General features: G+C 73.9%; 17 protein-coding genes and 1 pseudogene. 12 read left to right on the top strand and 6 right to left on the bottom strand.

What is annotated here, in order from left to right; all coding sequences use genetic code 11:
• Positions 1-3 precede the first annotated feature (3 nt).
• Positions 4-741 (bottom strand): TioE family transcriptional regulator, encoded by a 738-nt coding sequence (locus tag GFD30_RS20910; protein ID WP_153027117.1) that lies wholly within the window; start codon positions 739-741, stop codon positions 4-6.
• Between the two features lie 80 nt (positions 742-821).
• Here GFD30_RS20910 and GFD30_RS20905 point away from each other — a divergent pair, with 80 nt between their 5' ends.
• Complete coding sequence (locus tag GFD30_RS20905) at positions 822-1,838, top strand: erythromycin esterase family protein (RefSeq protein ID WP_153027116.1); 1,017 nt, start codon at positions 822-824, stop codon at positions 1,836-1,838.
• A gap of 66 nt (positions 1,839-1,904) precedes the next feature.
• Here GFD30_RS20905 and GFD30_RS20900 read toward each other — a convergent pair whose 3' ends face one another.
• On the bottom strand, positions 1,905-3,971 hold the full coding sequence (locus GFD30_RS20900) for an MDR family MFS transporter (RefSeq protein WP_153027115.1): 2,067 nt from the start codon (positions 3,969-3,971) through the stop codon (positions 1,905-1,907).
• Positions 3,972-4,068: 97 nt separating this feature from the next.
• Between GFD30_RS20900 and GFD30_RS20895 the strand changes: the two genes are divergently transcribed.
• On the top strand, positions 4,069-5,658 hold the full coding sequence (locus GFD30_RS20895; protein WP_153027114.1) for a cation:proton antiporter: 1,590 nt from the start codon (positions 4,069-4,071) through the stop codon (positions 5,656-5,658).
• Between the two features lie 222 nt (positions 5,659-5,880).
• Positions 5,881-6,633, top strand: a complete 753-nt coding sequence (locus GFD30_RS20890; protein WP_153027113.1) for a copper chaperone PCu(A)C — start codon at positions 5,881-5,883, stop codon at positions 6,631-6,633.
• Positions 6,634-6,717: 84 nt separating this feature from the next.
• On the opposite strand, the gene GFD30_RS20885 is transcribed toward GFD30_RS20890, so the two are convergent.
• Both GFD30_RS20885 and GFD30_RS20880 read right to left on the bottom strand, forming a co-directional pair.
• The gene (locus GFD30_RS20885; protein WP_153027112.1) at positions 6,718-7,884 is read right to left on the bottom strand and encodes a PP2C family protein-serine/threonine phosphatase; all 1,167 of its coding nucleotides are present in this window, start codon (positions 7,882-7,884) and stop codon (positions 6,718-6,720) included.
• 106 nt (positions 7,885-7,990) lie between these two features.
• Positions 7,991-8,494 (bottom strand): DUF1269 domain-containing protein, encoded by a 504-nt coding sequence (locus GFD30_RS20880; RefSeq protein WP_153027111.1) that lies wholly within the window; start codon positions 8,492-8,494, stop codon positions 7,991-7,993.
• Positions 8,495-8,746: 252 nt separating this feature from the next.
• On the opposite strand from GFD30_RS20880, the gene GFD30_RS20875 reads away from it, so the two are divergent.
• The 4 genes from GFD30_RS20875 to GFD30_RS20860 all read left to right on the top strand — a co-directional run bounded on the left by GFD30_RS20875 (position 8,747) and on the right by GFD30_RS20860 (position 12,693).
• Positions 8,747-9,685 carry a sulfite exporter TauE/SafE family protein gene (locus GFD30_RS20875; protein ID WP_322633465.1) on the top strand — a complete coding sequence of 313 codons (939 nt, stop codon included), beginning with the start codon at positions 8,747-8,749 and terminating at the stop codon, positions 9,683-9,685.
• Positions 9,686-9,856: 171 nt separating this feature from the next.
• Positions 9,857-11,797 (top strand): hypothetical protein, encoded by a 1,941-nt coding sequence (locus GFD30_RS20870; RefSeq protein WP_153027110.1) that lies wholly within the window; start codon positions 9,857-9,859, stop codon positions 11,795-11,797.
• Positions 11,798-11,863: 66 nt separating this feature from the next.
• Positions 11,864-12,052 carry a hypothetical protein gene (locus GFD30_RS20865; RefSeq protein WP_153027109.1) on the top strand — a complete coding sequence of 63 codons (189 nt, stop codon included), beginning with the start codon at positions 11,864-11,866 and terminating at the stop codon, positions 12,050-12,052.
• Positions 12,053-12,054: 2 nt separating this feature from the next.
• On the top strand, positions 12,055-12,693 hold the full coding sequence (locus tag GFD30_RS20860; RefSeq protein ID WP_153027108.1) for a class I SAM-dependent methyltransferase: 639 nt from the start codon (positions 12,055-12,057) through the stop codon (positions 12,691-12,693).
• A 32-nt stretch (positions 12,694-12,725) separates the two neighbouring features.
• Here the strand turns inward: GFD30_RS20860 and GFD30_RS20855 are convergent, their stop codons facing one another.
• Both GFD30_RS20855 and GFD30_RS20850 read right to left on the bottom strand, forming a co-directional pair.
• Positions 12,726-13,604 carry a hypothetical protein gene (locus GFD30_RS20855; RefSeq protein ID WP_153027107.1) on the bottom strand — a complete coding sequence of 293 codons (879 nt, stop codon included), beginning with the start codon at positions 13,602-13,604 and terminating at the stop codon, positions 12,726-12,728.
• Positions 13,605-13,695: 91 nt separating this feature from the next.
• Positions 13,696-14,202, bottom strand: coding sequence for an O-acetyl-ADP-ribose deacetylase (locus GFD30_RS20850; protein WP_153027106.1), 507 nt, complete (start codon positions 14,200-14,202; stop codon positions 13,696-13,698).
• A 196-nt stretch (positions 14,203-14,398) separates the two neighbouring features.
• On the opposite strand from GFD30_RS20850, the gene GFD30_RS20845 reads away from it, so the two are divergent.
• The 5 genes and pseudogenes from GFD30_RS20845 to ptsP form a co-directional block, all read left to right on the top strand.
• Complete coding sequence (locus tag GFD30_RS20845) at positions 14,399-15,160, top strand: DeoR/GlpR family DNA-binding transcription regulator (RefSeq protein ID WP_153027143.1); 762 nt, start codon at positions 14,399-14,401, stop codon at positions 15,158-15,160.
• Complete coding sequence (locus GFD30_RS20840) at positions 15,157-16,134, top strand: 1-phosphofructokinase family hexose kinase (protein WP_153027105.1); 978 nt, start codon at positions 15,157-15,159, stop codon at positions 16,132-16,134. The genes GFD30_RS20845 and GFD30_RS20840 overlap by 4 nt, the downstream gene beginning before the upstream one ends.
• Positions 16,135-16,153: 19 nt before the next feature.
• Positions 16,154-18,105, top strand: a pseudogene (locus GFD30_RS20830) (PTS fructose transporter subunit IIABC).
• Between the two features lie 15 nt (positions 18,106-18,120).
• The gene (locus GFD30_RS20825; RefSeq protein ID WP_153023458.1) at positions 18,121-18,387 is read left to right on the top strand and encodes an HPr family phosphocarrier protein; all 267 of its coding nucleotides are present in this window, start codon (positions 18,121-18,123) and stop codon (positions 18,385-18,387) included.
• A 32-nt stretch (positions 18,388-18,419) separates the two neighbouring features.
• Positions 18,420-20,045, top strand: a 1,626-nt coding sequence (ptsP, locus tag GFD30_RS20820; protein ID WP_153027104.1) for a phosphoenolpyruvate--protein phosphotransferase, incomplete at its 3' end; no start/stop codon positions are given.

Below are 20,045 nucleotides of genomic sequence, written 5' to 3'. Positions count from 1 at the left end.
CCATTATGGGGCCCGGTCTCCAGCGGCGCGCTCGCGCACCTCGTCGAGCAGCCGCAGGTAGTCGCTGAGCTGCGCGGCCGCGTCGAGCATGGCCAGGCCCCGCCGGGTCAGCCGGCGCCGCCAGTCCTCAAGCGACTCGGCGAGCGCCTCGGCGCCGCCCGCGGTGCGCACCTGCCGGACCACCGTCGCGATGTGCTCGAGCGGGTAGCCGCCGCGCCGGAGCAGGTGGGCGAGTTCGGCGTCCCGCACGTCGGCCGCGTCGAACCGCCGGTACCCGGTCGCCCGGTCGCGCTCGGGGGTGAGGATGCCGGCCTCCTCCCAGTTCCGCAGCGTCGCGGGGGTGACCCGCAGCCGGTAGGCGAGCTCCCCGATCGTGAAGGGCGCGAGCGGCCGCGGCGGCCCGGGCGCCTCGCCGGTCAGCCGGCCGACCGACGCGCGGACCGCGTCGAGCGTGCCGCGGTCGCGCAGCAGCTGCTCGTGGCCGCGGTCGATGATCATCAGGACGTCGTCGACGCCGCCGTCGCGGATCGCATGCATGACCTCTCCGGCGACCGCGTGACCGTACGCCCGGACCAGCGCGAGGAAGGCGCGGAGCGCCGCCGCGTGCACCGGCGTGTACACCCGGTAGCCGCTGGGGGTGCGCTCGGCGGGCGGAATGAACCCGTCGCGCTCGTAGTTGCGGACCGCCTGGGCCGTCAGGCCGTGCTCCCGCGCCAGATCCGAAGGCCGCAAGTTCACCATCGTTTGACACTTTACCGCACGCGTGCGAGGTCAGACCCGGTCAAAGTCTCAACCGGTCTTTCAACGATACGTTTGCGACCATGGAACTTGCAGACGTCATCAGGGAATCCCACGAACTCATCGGGCTCGGCGAGCCGTCGCACGGCGACACGGCCCTCGCCGACGCCCGCTTCGAACTGCTCACCCGCCTGGTCGACGGCGGCGTCCGCTCGATCGCGTTCGAGTCCGACCGCGTGGCCGGGCTCGCCGCGGACGACTACGTCCAAGGCCGCGCCGGCAGCCTCGACACCGCCATGGCCGAAGGCTTCACGCACGGCTTCGGCGCCTTCGACGTCAACCGGCGCCTCGTCGCCTGGATGCGCGAGTACAACGAGCAGCGCCCTCCGGCCGAGCGGTTGTCCTTCCACGGCATGGACGCGCCGCTCGAGTTCACCGCGGCGAGCCCGCGCGGCCACCTCGAGCACGTCCGCGACTACCTCGGACTCGACCTCGACCTGGCGCCGCTCGCCGGCGACGACCAGCAGTGGAGCCGCATGGAGGCGGTCACCGACCCGGCCGCCTCGCCCGGCGACACCCCCGAGGCCCACCGGCTCCGCGCCGTCGCCGACGACCTCCTCACCGCCCTTTACTCGCGAGCGCCGCACCTGATCGCGGCGACCTCCCGCGCCGCCTGGGACCGCGCCAGGATCCACGCCGCCACCGCCGTCGACCTCCTGCGCTACCACCGCCAGGCCGCGGAGCGCATCGACGAGGCCGAGCGGTGGAGCCGCCTGTCGGCCGTCCGCGACGCGATCATGGCCCGGAACCTCCTCGACATCCGCGACCGCGAAGCCGGGCGCGGACCGACGGCGGTCCTGGCGCACAACATCCACCTGCAACGCAACGAGAGCCGCATGGAGATGGCGGGCATGACCCTCACCTGGTTCGGCACGGGGGCCGTCGTCGCGGCCCTCCTCGGCCCGAAGTACGGCTTCATCGCCGGCAGCCTCGGATTCGCCGGCGGCGAGGACTTCGGCGGCGCCGACGCGGTCCTGGTCGCGGACGGCGACAAGACGGCGCTCGCGCCCGCACCGGACGACGAGCCGGACCGGGACTGACCGCGAAGGGGCCGGACCGCGACGGCCGGGGCCGGGACTGACCGCGAAGGGCCGGCCCCGTCCGCTTCACGCGGCCGCGTCCGCCTTCGACTCGCGCCGGTCCTCCTCGTCGAACGACTCCTGCTCGGCGATGTCGCGCGCCAGGCGGGCGACCGTCCGGTCGAACACCTCCCGGTCACGCGGGTCGGCCAGGTCCCAATCGTCAAGGTGCCGGTCGAGCCAGCGCCGCCAGGCCGCCACGAACAGCTCGAACTCGGCCCGGCCGCGCGGGGTCAGGCTGAGCCGCCCCGCGTCGACCGCGAGATAGCCCTCCCGGACCGCCTGCACGAACACCGGCTGCAGCACCTGCGGCGGGAGCCGGTGGGCCGCGGCGATCCTCGGCAGTGTCGCGTCGATCCCGGCGACCTGCCGCATGTAGACCTGCCGCAGCGCCCACGACCCGGCCCGGTCGAGGGCGCTCACGCCGGACGCCGACTCGTACACCTCGGTGTAGACGGTGCGCCGGTCGCGCCGCATCAGGTCGGCGACCATCCGCGCGAGCCGCTCCTCCGACGGCGACGGGTCCGGGGCGCCGAAGCCCTCGCCCATGTCGACCGCGCGGCCGCGCGCCGCGTCGTGCAGCGGCCGCTCCTGGAGGAACCACGCCACCAGGAATCCGAGCACCGCGACCGGGACGGTCCACAGGAACACGAAGCCGATCGAGTCCGCGTACGCCTCCACGACCGGGGCGATCACATCGTCCGGGAGTTCGTGCAGCGCACCGGGACTCGCGACCGCGGCCGGGTCGAGCCCGGTCTGGGCGTACGCGGCGGCGAGCAGCGGCGGCGAGTGGTTGCTGAACAGGGTCCCGAAGATCGCCGTCCCGAACGTCGAGCCCACGGTCCTGAAGAACGTCACGCCCGAGGTCGCCGCGCCGAGCTGCGCGTACGGCACCGTGTTCTGGACCGCGATCGTGAGCACCTGCATCGCCAGGCCCAGGCCGAGACCCAGGACCAGCATGTACGCCGACTCCAGCCACACGCTGGTGCCCGGGCCCATCGTGGACATCAGGTACAGGCCCGCGGCCATGGTGCCGGTGCCGACGATCGGGAACACCTTGTACTTCCCGGTGCGGCTGACGACCGAGCCGGACATGATCGAGGTGGCGAGCATCCCGGCGACCATCGGCAGCGTCCGGTAGCCCGAGACCGTCGCCGAGTCGCCGTCCACGTACTGGAGGTACGTCGGCAGGAACGTCATGGCGCCGAGCATCGCGAACCCGACGATGAAACTCAGGACCGAGCACACCGTGAAGACCGGGTTCGCGAACAGCCACATCGGCAGGATCGGCTCGGCGGCCCGCCGCTCGACCGCCACGAACACCGCCAGGGCCGCGACCGCGCCCGCGAACATGCCGAGGATCGCCGGCGAGTCCCACGCGTACTCGTCGCCGCCCCATTCGAGCGCGAGGAGCAGCAGCGAGGTGCCGATCGCGACGAAGATCAGGCCCCAGTAGTCGATGACCGGCTTCACGGCCGAGCGCACGCGCGGCACCGTCGCGGCCGCCATCGCGATCATGACCACCGCGATCGGCACGTTCACGTAGAAGCACCACCGCCACGACAGGTGGTCGGTGAACAGCCCGCCGAGGGTCGGGCCGAGCACGGTCGTCACCCCGAAGACCGCGCCCATGGCACCCTGGTACTTGCCGCGCTCGCGCAGCGGGATCACGTCGGCGATGAGCGCCATCGCCGTCACCATGAGGCCGCCGGCGCCCAGGCCCTGGACCGCGCGGGCGACGATGAGGAACACCATGTCGCCACTGAACCCGGCGAGCGCCGAACCGCCGACGAACACGATCGCGCTGAGCTGGAAGATCGCCTTGCGCCCGAACATGTCGCCGAACTTGCCGACGACCGCCGACGCGATCGCCTCCGCGAGCAGATAGGACGTGACGACCCACGCCATGTGGCCGGCCCCGCCGAGGTCGGCGACGATCGTCGGCAGCGCCGTCGAGACGATCGTCTGGTCCAGCGCCGCCATGAGCATGCCGAGCAGGATCGTGACGAACACCAGGTTCCGGCGCGACCTGCCCAGGGCGGGGGGCGCGGGTTCCGCGTCGGCGGCCCGCTCGGCCGTGTCGACAGTGCTCATAGGCGGAACGATAGCCGCAAATCATGCCATGATCTCCGGATCGGAGGCCGGGCCCGCGACCTAAGATCGCTCCAGGCACGACCGACTCGGAGGCCGGATGGAACTGGTGGCGATCCTGTTCGCCCTCACCGTGGGCGGCCTCCTGCTGACCGCCGCCGCCGAGTGGATGCGCATCCCCGCACCGGTCCTCGTCTGCCTCTACGGACTCGCCCTCGGGCTCGTCCCCGGCATGCCCGCGCTCGACCTCGCCCCCGAGCACCTGCTGCCGGTCCTGCTGCCGCCGCTGCTGTGGGCCGCGGCCCGCAAGTACTCGTGGCGGCACTTCGCCGTGAACTGGCGCCCGATCGTCTTCCTCGCGGTCGTCCTCGTCTTCGTCACCGCCGCCGCCGTCGCCCTGCTGGCCGCCGCGATCAGCCCGGCCCTGCCCGTCACCGCCGCCGTCGTCCTCGGCGCGATCTGCGCCCCGCCCGACGCGGCCGCCGTCAGCGCCATCGCCGACCGGCTCGGCCTGCCCCGCCGGCTCGTCACCATCCTCGAAGGCGAGGGCCTGTTCAACGACGTCACCGCCCTGACCCTCTACAACGTCGCGGTCCTCGGCGTCGTCACCGGCTCGGTGTCGGCGATCTGGTCGGCCGGCCTGTTCGCGTACTCCGCGGTCGTAGCCGTCGCGGTCGGCCTCGGCGTCGGCTGGATCCTTGTCAAACTCGGATCCTTCGTGGACGACACCCGGGTCAGCACCGCCCTCGGCCTCACCGGCCCCTACATCGCCTACCTCCTCGCCGACGGCGTCAAGGCCTCCGGCGTCCTCGCCGTCATCTGCGCCGCGTTCTACATCGTGGCCCGCTCGAACGACCCCGACGACTACGAGGGGCGGCTCGTGCAGGGCTCGGTGTGGGAGGTCCTCGAGACCGCGCTCAACGCCCTCACCTTCGCGGTTGTCGGGATGGAGCTCGTCGACATCATCCAGGCCGTCGGCGACGGCGTCGGCGACCTGCTGTGGAAGGCGCTCGCGGTGGCGGGCGCCGTCATCGCCGTCCGCGCCCTCTGGCTCGGGCTCGCGATCATCTTGGGACGCAAGGGAATCGGCTGGAAACAGTTGGGGGAGCACCCGCGGCTGGCGGTCGTGACCGCCTGGGCCGGCATGCGCGGCGTCGTCACGATCGTGACCGCGCTGGCGCTGCCCGAGACGATCGCCGACGGCTCGCCGTTCCCCGGCCGCGAGCAGATCCAGTTCCTGTCCGTGGTCGTGGTGATCGCGACGCTGCTCGCGCAGGGCCTGACGCTGCCGGGGCTCATCGCGTTCCTCGGCGTCAAGGCCGACACCGCGAAGGAGACCGAGGCGCTGCGGTCCATCATGGCCGAATCCGGGAGGGCGGCCACGCAGCGGCTGCGCCGGCTCCGAGAGGAGGGCGAGGTCGACGACGAGGTCGCCGCCAGGATGGAGCAGTGGTACGACCGGCGCGCCGCCCAGGCCGCCTCCCTCGTGGAGGACCGCGAGGACCCCGAGACCGAGCGGCTCGCCGAGCGGTACGACGCGATGCAGCGCATCGAGGCCGAGATGCTCTCGGCCGCGACCGCGCGCCTGCTCCAGATGCGCGCCTCGCCCGGCCACGACCCCGCGCTCATCGACCGGGTCCTCGCCGCCCTCGACCACCGCGCCGTGGGCCGGCGCCGCCCGAACACCTGAACCGGGCCGCCCGCCGCGCTCGGCCTCCGCTGAAGGACCGCCGATGTGCCATATGACATGTCACATGGCACTCGACCGATGGGCCCCCGGAACCACCCTGACCCACGGGTACGACAACCGGATCCCCTTGAGGGACACTCGCATTGAGGGCTGCGCGGTGATTGCGGACCGCCGGTATGTCGCGGCCGGGCGCGGGGCCTCCTCGCGCTTAAGGTGGCGCTTGTGGAGAGACGAGACGCGATCGCGGCCGCGGGCCGATATGGGGCGCCGCTGTTCGCCGCGGCCCTGGCGCTGGCCGTGACCGGATGCGGCGCCGGCCAGGACGCCCAGACCAGCAAGATGGAGACGGCCATTTCCGGGGTCGACGTGGACGCCGGGGACCTCGCCCTGCGCGACCTCCAGATCGACTTCGGCGACAGCGGCTCCTACCCGGAGGGCGGCCAGGCGCCGCTGCGGGTCTGGATCGCGAACGACGGCGACGAGGCCGTGATCCTCGAGTCGGTGACGAGCCCGGACGCCGAGGCCGTCACGCTCGCGAACGAGACGGCGCCCGAACCCGAGCCCGAGACCCCGGTCGAGGAGACCCCCGGCGAGGCGTCCCCGAGCCCCGGCGAGGGCGGCGAGAGCCCCACGGCCGACGCGACCGCGACGCCCGACGCCGCCGAGTCGCCCGAAGGCGAGACGACCGCCACCGAGTCCCCTGCAGGCGAAGGCGAGGCCACCGCCGGCGCCGCCGGCGAACGCGAGTTCACCGTCGAGATCCCCGCGGGCGATTACGTGCGGCTGTCCCCGTCGTCCGGTTCCTTCCTGCTCCTGGAAGGACTCCAAGACGACCTCGCCATGGGATCCACCGTCGATCTCGAGTTCACCTTCTCGAACGGCGAGGTCGTCGAGGTCGCGATCCCCATGGGCAACTCCGAGGAGTCCGGCGAGCGCTCCTATTTCGGCGACCCGCACGAGCCCGCCGCCGAATAGGCGACACCGCGCTCCAGCGACACCACGACTCCGGCAACACCGCGACTCCGGCGGCTCCGCGTCCCGCGGGGCCGCCGTCGGCGTTCACCGCGACGGGCCCGGCACCTCGATGATCAGGATCGTCAGGTCGTCCGTGCGCAGGAACCCGCCCCGCTTGAAGTCGTCCTTGAGCCGGTCCTGGAGCCGCTCCGGGTCCCGCAGCCCCGACGCGATGTGGGCGTTGACCATCGAGACCAGCGGGAACGTCTGCCCCGCGGCGTTGCGGCCCTCCACGATCCCGTCGGTGAACGCGACGATCACGTCCCCCGGCATGAGCGCGGCCTCGCGGACCTCCGTGCTTTGCAGCCCGAAGTCGGTCAGCCCCAGCGGCGGCGTCGGCCGGGCCGGGATCGGCTCCGCCGCACCCCGCACCAGCAGCGGCGCCGGATGCCCGCACAGGACCACCCGGATCGTGTCGTGCCGGGGCGTGATCTCGATGAGCACCGCCGTCGCGAACGACTGCTCCCACTCGCCGCGCCCGCGGTTGTGCAGCCGCACCCGCCGCTCCAGGCGCGCGGCCAGCGTCGCCAGGTCCGGGTCGTCGAGCGCGCGCTCGCGGAACGTCCCCAGGAGCGCCTCGGTCAGGTGCACGGTGCTCAGACCGTGCCCCTGGACGTCGCCCACGACCGCGCGGATCCCCGCGTCGGTCTCCTGCACGTCGTAGAAGTCCCCGCCGAGCAGGCCCGGACTGCCGTCGTGCGTCTTGTACGCCACCGCGACCCGCAGCCCGCCGACCGTCGGCGGCAGCTCGGGGAGGATCGCGCCCTGGACCGCCTCGGCCACCAGCGTCATGTCCAGCAGCCGCATGACGATCCGGTTCCTGACCCACGCGAGCACCGTGCAGACCACGCCGACCGCGATGATCGGCGGCAGGTCGCTCCAGGCGCTCTGCGGGTACGGCAGCAGCCCGAGCGCCTCGTCCCCGGCGCCGACGATCGCGGCGACCGCGAGTGTCGCGACCGCGGTGGCGACCGGCCCGTTCACGAGCGCGGTGAACGCCGGCAGGAACACCAGCGTGTAGTCGGCGTACGGCCGCATCCCGGGGACGGCGAACGCGAGCGGCACGGTCGCGGCCAGCAGGATGACCGGCAGCAGCCGCAGCGTCAGCACCGAGGCGGGGTGGCCGGAGGCGATCCGGTCCCACGGGGTGTCGGGCATGACGTAGGACCGGATGTAGCCCGGCACGTCCGCCGGGTCGGCCCGCCGCTTCATGCCGAGAGCCTAGCCAGGATGCCGGTTCGCCGAGTTCCCATCAGGGAAAACGGACGGCGGCGCTGGGAGCCGCCGCCGTCCGCCCGTGCTCGCAGCGGGGCCGGCTTCAGGAGGTCTCGGCCCCGACCGCGTCGATGGTCTCGCGCAGCCGCTGCTCCTCCTCCGAGGAGAGGTTCGTCTGGAGCAGGCGCCCCTGGTAGCGGCCGCCGAGCTCCTCGACGACGCGGTCCTCGGTGGCCGAGACGACCAGGAGGACCAGCGCGGCCGTGCCGGGCGCCAGCTCGGTGCCGAGCTCCTTCATGAACGAGTCGTCGACCCCCACGTCGGTGAGCGCGCCGCCCGCGGCCCCCGCGGCCGCGCCGACCGCCATGCCGAGCAGCGGCGCGAAGAACAGCAGGCCGATGAGGCCGCCCCACAGCGCACCGCCGGCGGCGCCGACGCCGACCGTCGAGTTCGCCTGGTGCAGCTTGACCTTGCCGTCGTCCCGCCGTTCGACGACCACGGCGTCGGCGAGCTTGATCAGCTCCCGCTTCTGCATGCCGACGAGTTCGCCCAGGACCGTTTGGGCGGTGGGGACGTCCGGGTAGGCCACGGCGATCAGTTTGCTCATGGGCGCTTCCTTCCTGCAGGGCCGCCGGCGGCGGCATCTGGGCCGATTCTGGCCCCCGCCCGGTGGCGTGTCCGGCGATCGCGCAAATCCCGGACGGCGGCCGGCGCCCCGCCCGCGCCGGGCCGCTCCCGGGATCCGACGCGGCTTCCCGCGTTTCGGGATCGGCGGTTGACGCCCGCCCCCGACCTGTCTATATTTCCCATAGATTTGGTAGAGATTTTTGCCCGGTTGCCGTCTCGGAAGGCCTCGCTTGTGAAATCCCTAGTCCTCCTCGGGCTGGTCGGCCTGGTCGCCCAGCTCATCGACGGCAGCCTGGGCATGGCCTACGGCGCCACCTCGGCGACGCTGCTGCTGGCGATCGGCACCAACCCCGCCTCCGCGTCGGCCACCGTCCACCTCGCCGAGATCGGCACGACCCTCGCCTCGGGCACCGCGCACTGGCGCTTCGGGAACGTCGACTGGAAGGTCGTCCTCAAGATCGGCGTCCCCGGCGCGGTCGGCGCCTTCCTCGGCGCGACGTTCCTGTCCTGGCTCTCCACCGAGTCGGCCGCGCCGGTCATGTCGCTCATCCTGCTCGCGCTCGGCCTGTACCTGCTCATCCGCTTCACCCTCCGCGGGCTGGACAGCCGCAACCTCGGCAAGCCCCTGCGCAAGCGCTTCCTGACCCCGCTCGGCCTCGTCGGCGGCTTCATCGACGCGACCGGGGGCGGCGGCTGGGGCCCGGTCGGCACCCCGGCCCTCCTCGCGAGCGGCCGCATCGAGCCCCGCAAGGTCATCGGCTCGGTCGACACCTCTGAGTTCCTGGTGGCCGTGGCCGCCTCGATCGGCTTCCTCATCGGCCTCGGCGGCGAGAACATCGACTTCGCGTGGGTCGGGGTGCTCCTGCTCGGCGGGCTCATCGCCGCCCCGATCGCCGCCTGGCTGGTCCGGCACGTCCCGCCGCGCGTCCTCGGCTCCGCCGTCGGCGGCATGATCGTCCTGACGAACGCCCGCACGCTCCTGCGCTCGGAGTGGATCGACGCCTCGGACGCCGCCCGGGTCGCCGCGTACATCGCGATCGCGGTCGTGTGGGCCGCGGCCGTCGTCTACTCGGTGCGCCGCCACCTCGCCGAACGCGACGTCGGCGGCCCGGTCCTCGACAAGGCGAACCACCCCGCGCCCAAGGACGAGCCGGCCGCCGAGACGGCCTGAGCCGCCGCCCGACCCCGTCAAGCCGCAGCGGGCCCGCACCCACCGAGGTGCGGGCCCGCTGCGCATTACTCGGACCTCGACTGTCCCTATTGGATTTGGGGGACGACCTCCGGACCCGCCTCCAGTAGCATGTTCCCTCAACGTGGCCGCTGACGCACCGCTGGAGGCACTGTGGCGCTGTTCTACCAGGCAGTACTCCGCGACGGCGGGCAGCGGCTCGGCCCGCGGCTGCGGCGGTGCTTCGCCGCGTGGGCCGGCGTCGACGACGACGGGTCGCCCCGGCTCGAACGCTCCCGCGGCCGCACCCGGATCACCTTGGCCGACACCGAAGTCTGCGGCCGCTACAGTCTCGACGAACCGACCGGCACCGGCCGCCTGCGCACCACCGCGACCTGGGCCGCCGGCCCCCGGCCCGAGCGGAGCTGGGTCCAGGTCACCGTCGAAGGCGACCTCTCGGCGACCGCCGAGCCCGTCCGGGCGCCCGGCTTCATGCCTGCCTACCTCGCGACCGGCCGCGCCACCGACGGCGCCGTCCCGGTCGAGGCCGGCGTCCACGTCGTCGGCCCCGAGGAGGTCAAGGACCTCACCGGCCGGCTCGCCGACCGGTCCCGGGCCGTCCCGATCATCGTCCTCACCGTCGACCGCACGGACCCCGCCGTCGCCGCCTCCTGCGCCGGCCACCTCGCCGAGGCCCTCGCCGGCATCGCGTCCGTCGTCCGCCTCCACGACGCGAAGACCCAGGACGAGCTGAACACCTGGCTCGGCCCCGACCTCAGCGTCTTCGGCGGCGGCCTGCGCACTTACCTGCCCGGCGTCCGCCCCGGCGCCGAGTCCTACGCGATGCGCCACCAGCCCCGCGGGGGCAACGCCATCCGCGAGATGGGCACCCGCGCGCTCGACGTCGTCATCACCGGCGTCGTCGAGCTGTCCGCCCACCGCCCGGTCCCGCCCGACATCCGCCCGACCGCGCCGCGCGTCTCCCGCATCCTCGCCGGGGCCCTCGACCCCGCCGCGCTCCACGCCGCCCCGCCCACCCCGGCCGCGATCGCCGTCCCGCGCCAGCCGAAGGCCCCCGGGCCCGCCGAGCCGCCCCGGCCCCCGATCCCCGAGCAGCCCGGCGAACCGGCCCCGGACCCCGAACCACCCGCCGACGCGGCCCCGGCCGGACCCGCCACCGCTCCCGCCGCCGCGGGCTCGGACGCCCCCGGTGCCGCCGGACCCGCCCCTGCCGCTCCCGCCGCCGACGGCACCGGCGCCCTCGCCGCCGACATCGCCGAGCGGCTCGCCGACCACCTCGACGACGCCGTCCTCGAAGCGCTCGTCGACATGGCCCGCGGCGGCGACTCCGAGACCACCGCCCTCATCAAGACCATGTCCGCCCACCTCGACGCGCTCACCCGCGCCGTCGAGTCCACCGGGCTCCTGGGCCGCCGCGGCCGCGGCGACGAGTTCGAGCGCCTCCGCCGCGAATACGACCGGCTCGAACTCGACTACGTGGAACTCCAGGAGCACGAACGCAAGGCCCAGGACCGCATCCGCTGGCTCGAGAGCCGCCTCGCCGAGCACGCCGACCCGGTCTACGGCGTCCAGGCGCCCGACGGGCCCCCGGAGGCCGAGAGCCTCATGGACGTCGTCCAGCGCGCCCGCAAGCAGCTTCGCCGCCTCGACCTGCCCGACACGCTCGACACCGAGGTCTCCCGCCTCGACGTCACCTACCCCCGCCAGCGCCGCCGCTGGACCGGCCGGGCGTGGGACGCCCTGCGCGCCCTCGACGCCTACGCCGCCGCGCGTGCCGAGGACCGCTTCACCGGCGGCTTCTACGACTGGTGCTCCCGGCCCCTGCCCGGCGAGCCCCACATCATCCCGACCATGGTGTCCATGAAGGAGTCCGATTCGGTCTCGGGCAACCCGAAGTTCTACCGGGCGCGACTGTTCCGCGTCCCCGCCGAGCTCGATCCGTCCGGGCGCGTCTACATGCCCGCCCACATCAAACTCCAGCCCGTCGGCTCGCCCGCGCCCCGGATGCACTTCCTCGACGACGCCGGCGGCGCCACCGGGAAGATCTGGATCGGCTACCTCGGCGACCACCTGCCGAACACGCGCACCAACTGAGCGGACCGGCACCCCCGCCCGACGCGGCGCTCCCGTAGGCTCGGGGAGAACCCGGGAGGAGCGACGATGGACTTCATGAGCCGCAACGCGCGCTGGATCGCCCTCGCGGCGGTGCTCGCGGTCATGGCCCCGTTCCTCGCTTGGGGGCTGGGCGCCCTCTTCGCGGTCGACACCTTCCTCGTGGCCGTGATCCTGCTGGCGGCCGTCGTGGTGGCCGTCGTCCTCCTGGCCCGGTCGCAGAACGACGAGGAGTGATCATGGCACGAAGGAGCCACCGCCTCTTCGCCCGCTGGTACCCCAAGGCCGCCGCCTCCATTGAGGACCGCGGCCTGGGCGAGCAGCGGGCGCGGCTCCTGGCAGGACTGAGCGGACGGGTGCTGGAGGTCGGCTGCGGCCACGGCGCCAACTTCCGGCACTACCCGGGGGCCGTGACCGAGCTGGTCGCGGTCGAACCCGAAGAGGCCCTGCGGGACCTCGCCCGCGAGGAGGCCGGGGCCGTCGGCCGCGAGGCCACCGTCCTCGACGGGCAGGCCGAGCAGCTCGCCTTCGAGAACGACTCCTTCGACGCGGTCGTCGCCACCCTGGTGCTGTGCTCGGTGGAGGACCAGGGCCGCGCGCTCGCCGAGATCCACCGGGTGCTCAAGCCCGGCGGGCGCCTGGTGCTCCTCGAGCACGTCGGCTCCGCCAACCGCAACGTGCGCGCGCTGGAGTACCTGTTCGACGTCGTGCTCTGGTCGCACGTGATGGGCGGCTGCCACACCTCCCGCGACACCGGCGCCGCCCTCGCGGCCGCCGGCTTCGACACCGCGGGCCTGGAGGCGCACCGGCTGCCGTACCTGCCCTACCCGCTGAAGGCGAGCCCCCACCTCGCCGGCGAGGCCCGCAAACCCGCATAGCCGACGGCCCCGCCTCGCGAGGCGGGGCCGCTTCACTGCTCGATGCGGCCGTACGCCTTCAGGGTCCGGAGCCGGGCGAGGGTGAGGAAGCCGCCCCATTCGTGGACCACCGCAGGGGTCCACATCGCGAAGTTCGGCGCCCACCCGCCGTCGTCGTTCTGGGCCTCGACCGCCCGGTCGAGGTGGAGGTCGATCTCGTCGTCGCTGAACAGCCGGCGCGCCATGGTCCCCGGCGCCGGTGCGAGGTCGATGGGGGAGTGGACGTGCCCGGGCGCGTCGGGGTCGATCGCGGCGGCGGTGCGCAGGGACGCCCGCAGCCGCTGGAACTCGGACTCGGCGCGCTCGCGGTCGGGGACGCGCTCGAGGAAGTTCAGGATGCACATCGCGTCGTACGCCTGGATCTCGCCGATCTCGCCGATCGCCTTCCAGCAGAACTCGGTCGCCGGTCCCAGCCACGGGTGGTCGACGCCGTGGGCGTGCAGGAGGCCGGCGATCGGCGCGGTCGGGTTGAGCGCGGCGGGCGGCTTCTCGCCCTGTGGCTGCCACCAGGGGGCGCGCTCGTCGTCGAGGACGCTCGGCAGCACCCACGGCACCCCGCCATCCTCAGTGGAGTGCGCTTGGAGCCAGTCGCACACGCGCAGGAGCATCGGCTCGTCGGGGGCGGCGATGCCGTCGACCATCCACAGTGCGATCTCGGCGCCCTGCGGCTGGCTGCCCGAGCCGCGCAGGTCGGGCTCGATCGCGTGGCCGAAGCCGCCGTCGAGGTTCTGGTAGGCGGCGACGGCGTTGCGCACGAGTTCCCCTGGGGCGCCGAGGAACGCGTGCTCGAACCTGAGCCGGTCGACGAGCCTGGCGTGCAGTTCCAGGTACCGCTCCGCGGCGGCGAACGCGGTTTCGCTGAGCGTCTTCATTCGGTGCCCTTCGTCGGTTGCAGGCGTCCGACCGTACCGGCGGGGTGCGACAGCCGGGTGGCGCGGCCGTGGTGCGGTCCGGTCCGGCGGCTCAGCCCATCTCCCGCTCGAAGGCCGCGTAGACCTCGTCGTTGAACAGCACGAACCGGATGTCGTCCACTTCGGTCCCGCTCGCGCGCACCGTGTCCACCGCGATCTGCGCGGCCGATTCCGCCGACCAGCCGTATACCCCCGCCGAGACGGCGGGAAACGCGACGGACGCGGCCCCCAGTTCGCCGGCGACGCGCAGCGACTCGCGGTAGCAGGAGGCCAGCAGCGCGCTCCGGTCCTCGTCGGCGGAGTAGACCGGCCCGACGGTGTGTATCACCCACCGCGCGTCGAGCCGCCCGGCGGTGGTCGCGACGGCCTGCCCGGTCGGGAGGCCGCGCCCGTACTTGGACGCCCGCAGGGCCCGGCACTCGTCGAGGATCGCGGGCCCGCCGGCGCGGTGGATCGCCCCGTCGACACCGCCGCCGCCCATGAGCGAGGAGTTCGCGGCGTTGACGATCGCGTCGACGCGCTGCCCGGTGATGTCGCCTTTGAGGATCGTGATGGCCATGCCCGCATTCAAGCACGGGCCGCGGTTCGGGAGCGGCCGCGCCCGTTCGCCGGCCGCCGCCCGCACCGGTCGGTAGCGTGCGAACGACGGGCCCGTTGCGCAATCGTGACGTCTGCGCGTCATGGAACCGGGTTGACGAAGCCACAAGGAGCCATGTATAACCAAATGAATCCAAGTGAAACGGGGGTGGAACCACATGTTCGCGGAAGAGCGGCAGCAGCGCATCGCCGAACGTGCGCGCACCGAGGGCCGGGTGGACGTCGCCGACCTCGCGGCGTCGTTCGGGGTCACCACCGAGACCATCCGCCGCGACCTCACCGCCCTCGAGCGCCGGGGCGTCGTCAAGAAGGTCCACGGCGGCGCGATCCCCCTCGAGCGCCTCGGCTTCGAGCCCACGGTCGCCGCCCGCGACACCGTCCAGACCGCCGCGAAGGAGCGCATCGCCGCCGCGGCCCTCGCCGAGGTCCCCGAGGAGGGCGCGATCCTCCTCGACGCCGGCACCACCACCGCCCGCCTCGCCGAGGCCCTCCCCGGCGACCGCGACCTCACCGTCGTCACCAACTCCGTCCTCATCGCCTCGCTCCTCGCCGCCAAGCCCCGCCTCACCGTCCTCATCGTCGGCGGCAAGGTCCGCGGCCGCACCATGGCCGCCGTCGACGACTGGGCCCTGCGCGCCCTCGCCGACACGTTCGTGGACGTCGCGTTCCTCGGCGCGAACGGCATCAGCGCCGAACGCGGCCTGACCACCCCCGACACCGGCGAGGCCGCCGTCAAGCGCGCCATGATCAACGCCGCCCGCACCGCCGTGGTCCTCGCCGACCACACCAAGGTCGGCAACGACTGCCTGGCGCGCTTCGGCACGCTCGACCAGGTCGACCTGCTCGTCACCGACACCGGCCTCGACGCGGACCTCGCCGCCGACCTCGAGGCCGCCGACCTGAAAGTGCGGCTCGCATGATCGTCACCGTCACCGCCAATCCCAGCCTCGACCGCACCATCGCCGTCGACCGGCTCCGCCGCGGCGAAGTCAACCGGGCCGCCAGCGACCGCGTCGACCCGGGAGGCAAGGGCGTCAACGTCTCCCGCGCGCTCATCGCCAACGGCCACGCCACCCGCGCGGTCCTCACCACCGGCGGGCACGCCGGGACCGAGCTCGTCGACCTCCTCGCCGAAGCGGGCGTGCCGATCATCGACGTCCCCGTCTCCCAGGGGATCCGCTCGAACCTCACCATCGCCGAGGCCGACGGCACCGTCACCAAGCTCAACGAGTCCGGCCCCGCCCTGCGGGTCGAGGAGGTCGAGGAGCTCCTCGACGCCGCCGTCGCGGCCCCGCCGAACTACGACGAGCAGGCGGCGTCGAGCAGCATCGACCGGCCCACCGCCTGGATCGCCGGCTGCGGCAGCCTCCCGCCCGGGGTCGGCGCCGACTTCTACGCCGTCCTCGTCGAGCGCACCCGCGCCGCCGGGGCCCGCGCCGCCGTCGACACCTCCGGCCCGGCCTTCGCCGCGTGCCTCCAGGCCGGGCCCGACCTCGTCAAACCCAACCGCGAAGAACTCGCCGAAGCCGCCGGCGCGCCGATCGCGAACCTCGGCGACGCCGTCGCCGCCGCCCAGGCCCTCCGCGCCCGGGGCGCCCGCGCCGTCCTCGCCAGCCTCGGCGCCGACGGCGCGATCCTCGTCGACGACACCGGCGTGCACCACGCGGTCGCGCCGCCCGCCGGGCCCGTCGCCAGCACCGTGGGCGCCGGCGACGCCGCCCTCGCCGGGTTCCTCGCGGCCGGCGGCACCGGCCCCGAAGCCCTCGCCGCCGCCGTCGCCTGGGGCACCGCCGCGGTCGCGCTCCCGGGCTCGATCATGCCCGGCCCCACCGACATCGATCTCGGCGCCGTCGAGGTCACATCGACCCCGGACCCCGGCCGGGCCCTGCGCTGAGCACCAGAAGGAGCACCACATGTCCGAGCTGATCACCGCCGACCTGGTCGACCTCGACCTCCGCGGCGCCGACCGCCACGAGGCGACCGCGGCCCTCGCCGGCCGCCTCGCCGCCGCCGGACGCGTCACCGACACCGAGGGCTTCCTCGCCGACGTGCGCGCCCGCGAAGCGCAGATGCCGACCGGCATCGAAGGCGGCATCGGCATCCCGCACGCCCGCAGCGCCCACGTCACCGCGCCGAGCCTCGCCTTCGGGCGCTCCGAGGCCGGCATCGACTTCGGCGCCGACGACGGCCCCGCCGACCTCGTCTTCCTCATCGCCGCACCCGAAGGCGGCGGCTCCGAGCACATGACCATCCTCGCGTCCCTGGCGCGCAGACTCGTCCACCGGGACTTCACGACCGCGCTGCGCGACGCGCCCGACGCCGCCGCGGCCGCAGCCCTCATCAACAGCGCCCTCGCCTAGCGGGCCCGCATCACGAAGAAGGTGCACGAACAATGAAGCTCGTCGCAGTCACCTCATGCCCCACCGGCATCGCCCACACCTACATGGCCGCCGAAGCCCTCGAGCAGGCCGCCAAGGACGCCGGGCACGAGATCCACGTCGAGACGCAGGGCGCCGCCGGCGCCGAAGCGCTCGACCCCGCCGACATCGCCCGAGCCGACGCGGTCATCTTCGCCGCCGACGTCGACGTCCGCGACAAGGACCGCTTCGCCGGCAAACCGCTCGTCTCCGGCCCCGTCAAGCGCGGCATCAACCACGCCGCCGACATGGTCGCCGAAGCCGTCGCACAGGCCGAGGCCGCGCCCGCCGGACCGGCAGCCGCCGCGGCGCCCGCCGCCCCGGCCGGACCCAGGCTCGGACCCGGCGGGAAGCTCCGCCTCTGGCTCATGACCGGCGTGTCCTACATGCTCCCGTTCGTGGCCGCCGGCGGCATCCTCATCGCCCTCGCGTTCGTCATCGGCGGCGCCGAGATCGCCAACGTCGTCAACGGCGGCGAATTCCAGGGCACCACCTACGAGGCCATCACCGACCCGACGCAGATCCTCGGCCAGGCCGGCATCGCCGGGCTCATGTTCGCCATCGGCGGGCTCGCGTTCTCCATGCTCGTGCCGATCCTCGCCGGGTTCATCGCCTTCGGCATGGCCGACCGCATGGGCATCGCGCCCGGCGTCGTCGGCGGCCTCATCGCCGTCAACGTCGGCGCGGGCTTCCTCGGCGGCCTCGCCGCCGGCCTCATCGCCGGCGCGATCGTCATGGCGCTCAAGCTCATCAAGGCCAACCAGGCGTTCGCGGGCATCATGCGGATCGTCATCATCCCGCTCGTGGGCGTCTTCGCCGTCGGCTTCATCATGCTCGTCCTCATCGGACAGCCGATCGCCGACGCCCAGGCCTGGCTCACCGACTGGCTCGCCGGGCTCTCCGGCGTCAACGCGGTCCTCCTGGGCGTCATCCTCGGCGCCATGATGGGCTTCGACCTCGGCGGCCCGGTCAACAAGGTCGCGTACCTGTTCGGCGTCGGCGCCCTCGCCAGCGGCGACTTCACCGTCATGGCCGCCGTCATGGCCGCGGGCATGGTCCCGCCGCTCGGCCTCGCACTCGCGAGCGTGGTGCGGCCCAAGCTGTTCACGCAGGCCGAACGCCAGTCCGGGAAGGCCGCCTGGCTCCTCGGGGCCTTCTTCATCACCGAAGGCGCGATCCCGTTCGCCGCGGCCGACCCGCTCCGCGTCATCCCGTCCACCATGGTCGGCGGCGCCGTCGCGGGAGCCGTCTCCATGGCCTTCGGGGCGAGCCTGCGCGCCCCGCACGGCGGCATCTGGGTCATCCCGCTCATCGGCGACCCGGGCGGCTTCATCGTCGCCCTGCTCGCCGGCACCGTCGCGACCGGCCTGTGCGCGGTCGCCCTCAAAACCGCCTGGAAGTCGAAGGCCGCCCAGGCCGTCGACGACTCGGCCCTGGTCACCATCTAGCCAACGGGGAAGCACATGTCCGAACGCACCGTCGTCATCGGCTCCAGCGTGGGCCTCCACGCCCGGCCCGCCGCACTGTTCGTGCAGGCCGCCGCCGCGCAGCCGGTCCCGGTCACCATCGGCAAACCCGGCGGGGAGCCCGTGGACGCCCGATCGATCCTGTCGGTTCTCGGCCTGGACGCCAAGGGCGGCGAGGAGGTCGTCCTCCGCGCCGACGGCGAGGGCGCCGAAGCGGCCCTCGACGCCCTCGAAACGGTCCTCGCCACCGACCACGACGCCTAACCGACCGCGATGACCGCACGAGGGGAGCGACCATGAACGTCGAGCTGACCGGTATCGGAGTGAGCCCCGGAGTGGCGACCGCGCCCGTCGCGCGCCTCGCCGCCCCGCCCGAACTCGGGGCCGACACCGGACCCGAACCCGACCCCGACGCGGCGCTCGCCTCGGCGAAGGCCGCCCTCGAAGCGGTCGCCGCCGACCTCGAAGCCCGCGCCTCGCGCGCCGAGGGACCGGCCGGGGACGTCCTGTTCGCCCAGTCGATGATGCCGCGCGACCCGGCGCTGGCCGACCGGGTCGCGAAGGCCCTCGCCGAGGGCCGCTCGGCCCCGCACGCGGTCGCCGCGGCGTTCGCGTCGTTCCGGGCCGCCCTGGAGGCCGCCGGCGGCTATCTCGCCGAGCGGGCCGCCGACCTCGACGACCTGCGCGACCGGACCGTCGCGACCCTGCTCGGGCTGCCGATGCCCGGCGTGCCGGACCCGGGCCACCCGTTCGTCCTGGTCGCACGCGACCTCGCACCGGCCGACACGGCCGCGCTCGACCCCGCGCAGGCCGTCGCGGTCGTGACCGAGCAGGGCGGTCCCACCAGCCATACCGCGATCCTCGCGAAGTCCATGGGGCTGCCCGCGGTCGTCGCGTGCCCGGACGCCGCGTCCCTCGAGGACGGTGTCACGGTCCTGGTGGACGGCCGCGCCGGCACGGTCGCCGTCGATCCCGGCCCCGAGCGGGTGCGGCGGGCCTTGGAGGGGGAGGCCCGCCGCACCGAGGCCCTGTCGGGCAGCCGCGGACCCGGCCGCACCGCCGACGGCCGGGCCGTGCAGCTGCTGGTGAACCTCGGCTCCCCGGCCGATCTCGCCGCGGCCGCCGAGGCCGACTGCGAAGGCGTGGGCCTGTTCCGCACCGAGTTCCTCTTCCTCGATCGCGCGACCGCACCCGCGGTGGAGGAGCAGACCGAGGTGTACGCGCAGGTCTTCGCGTCCTTCACCGGACGCAGAGTGGTGGTGCGCACGCTCGACGCCGGCGCCGACAAGCCGCTCGCGTTCGTCGACCACGGCCAGGAGCCGAACCCGGCGCTCGGCGTCCGCGGCATCCGCTTGGCGCGCAGCGCGGCCGGCGCCGCGCTCCTGGAGGACCAGCTCGCCGCGATCGGCGCCGCGGCCGCCGCGACCGACGCCGACGTGTGGGTCATGGCCCCGATGGTCGCGACCCCGGGCGAGGCCCGCGCGTTCGCCGCGCGCTGCCGCGACCACGGCCTGGACACCGCCGGCGCCATGATCGAGGTCCCGGCCGCGGCCCTGCGCGCCTCGCGCATCCTCGACGAATGCGACTTCGCGAGCCTGGGCACCAACGACCTCGGCCAGTACACGCTCGCGGCCGACCGCATGAACGGCGCGCTCGCCGAGCTCCTGGACCCGTGGCAGCCGGCCCTGCTCGACCTGGTCGGTCTCGCCGCCGAGGCCGGCCGCGAGTCCGGCAAGCCCGTCGGCGTGTGCGGTGAGGCCGCCGGCGACCCGCTGCTCGCGTGCGTCCTGGTCGGATTGGGCGCCACGAGCCTGTCGATGGCGCCGTCGGCGATCGCGGCGGTGCGGGCCGAGCTCGCCACGCGCACCTACGAGGAGTGCGCTGCGCTCGCGGCCACCGCGATCGGCGCCGACGACGCGCGC

The organism is Glycomyces albidus (genome assembly GCF_009451885.1).
In the GTDB taxonomy this organism is placed as follows: domain Bacteria; phylum Actinomycetota; class Actinomycetes; order Mycobacteriales; family Micromonosporaceae; genus Glycomyces; species Glycomyces albidus.
Note: the sequence above shows the minus strand (reverse complement) of the source record. Positions and strands in the feature narration are given on the sequence as shown.

Bases quoted from the DNA above. Each gene is read 5' to 3' on its own strand.
- GFD30_RS20855 (WP_153027107.1), bottom strand. From the start codon at position 13,604: ATGAAGACGCTCAGCGAAACCGCGTTCGCCGCCGCGGAGCGGTACCTG.
- GFD30_RS20845 (WP_153027143.1), top strand. From the start codon at position 14,399: ATGTTCGCGGAAGAGCGGCAGCAGCGCATCGCCGAACGTGCGCGCACC.
- GFD30_RS20905 (WP_153027116.1), top strand. From the start codon at position 822: ATGGAACTTGCAGACGTCATCAGGGAATCCCACGAACTCATCGGGCTC.
- GFD30_RS20895 (WP_153027114.1), top strand. From the start codon at position 4,069: ATGGAACTGGTGGCGATCCTGTTCGCCCTCACCGTGGGCGGCCTCCTG.
- GFD30_RS20840 (WP_153027105.1), top strand. From the start codon at position 15,157: ATGATCGTCACCGTCACCGCCAATCCCAGCCTCGACCGCACCATCGCC.
- GFD30_RS20885 (WP_153027112.1), bottom strand. From the start codon at position 7,884: ATGAAGCGGCGGGCCGACCCGGCGGACGTGCCGGGCTACATCCGGTCC.
- GFD30_RS20880 (WP_153027111.1), bottom strand. From the start codon at position 8,494: ATGAGCAAACTGATCGCCGTGGCCTACCCGGACGTCCCCACCGCCCAA.
- GFD30_RS20865 (WP_153027109.1), top strand. From the start codon at position 11,864: ATGGACTTCATGAGCCGCAACGCGCGCTGGATCGCCCTCGCGGCGGTG.
- GFD30_RS20825 (WP_153023458.1), top strand. From the start codon at position 18,121: ATGTCCGAACGCACCGTCGTCATCGGCTCCAGCGTGGGCCTCCACGCC.
- GFD30_RS20910 (WP_153027117.1), bottom strand. From the start codon at position 741: ATGGTGAACTTGCGGCCTTCGGATCTGGCGCGGGAGCACGGCCTGACG.
- GFD30_RS20850 (WP_153027106.1), bottom strand. From the start codon at position 14,202: ATGGCCATCACGATCCTCAAAGGCGACATCACCGGGCAGCGCGTCGAC.
- GFD30_RS20860 (WP_153027108.1), top strand. From the start codon at position 12,055: ATGGCACGAAGGAGCCACCGCCTCTTCGCCCGCTGGTACCCCAAGGCC.
- GFD30_RS20900 (WP_153027115.1), bottom strand. From the start codon at position 3,971: ATGAGCACTGTCGACACGGCCGAGCGGGCCGCCGACGCGGAACCCGCG.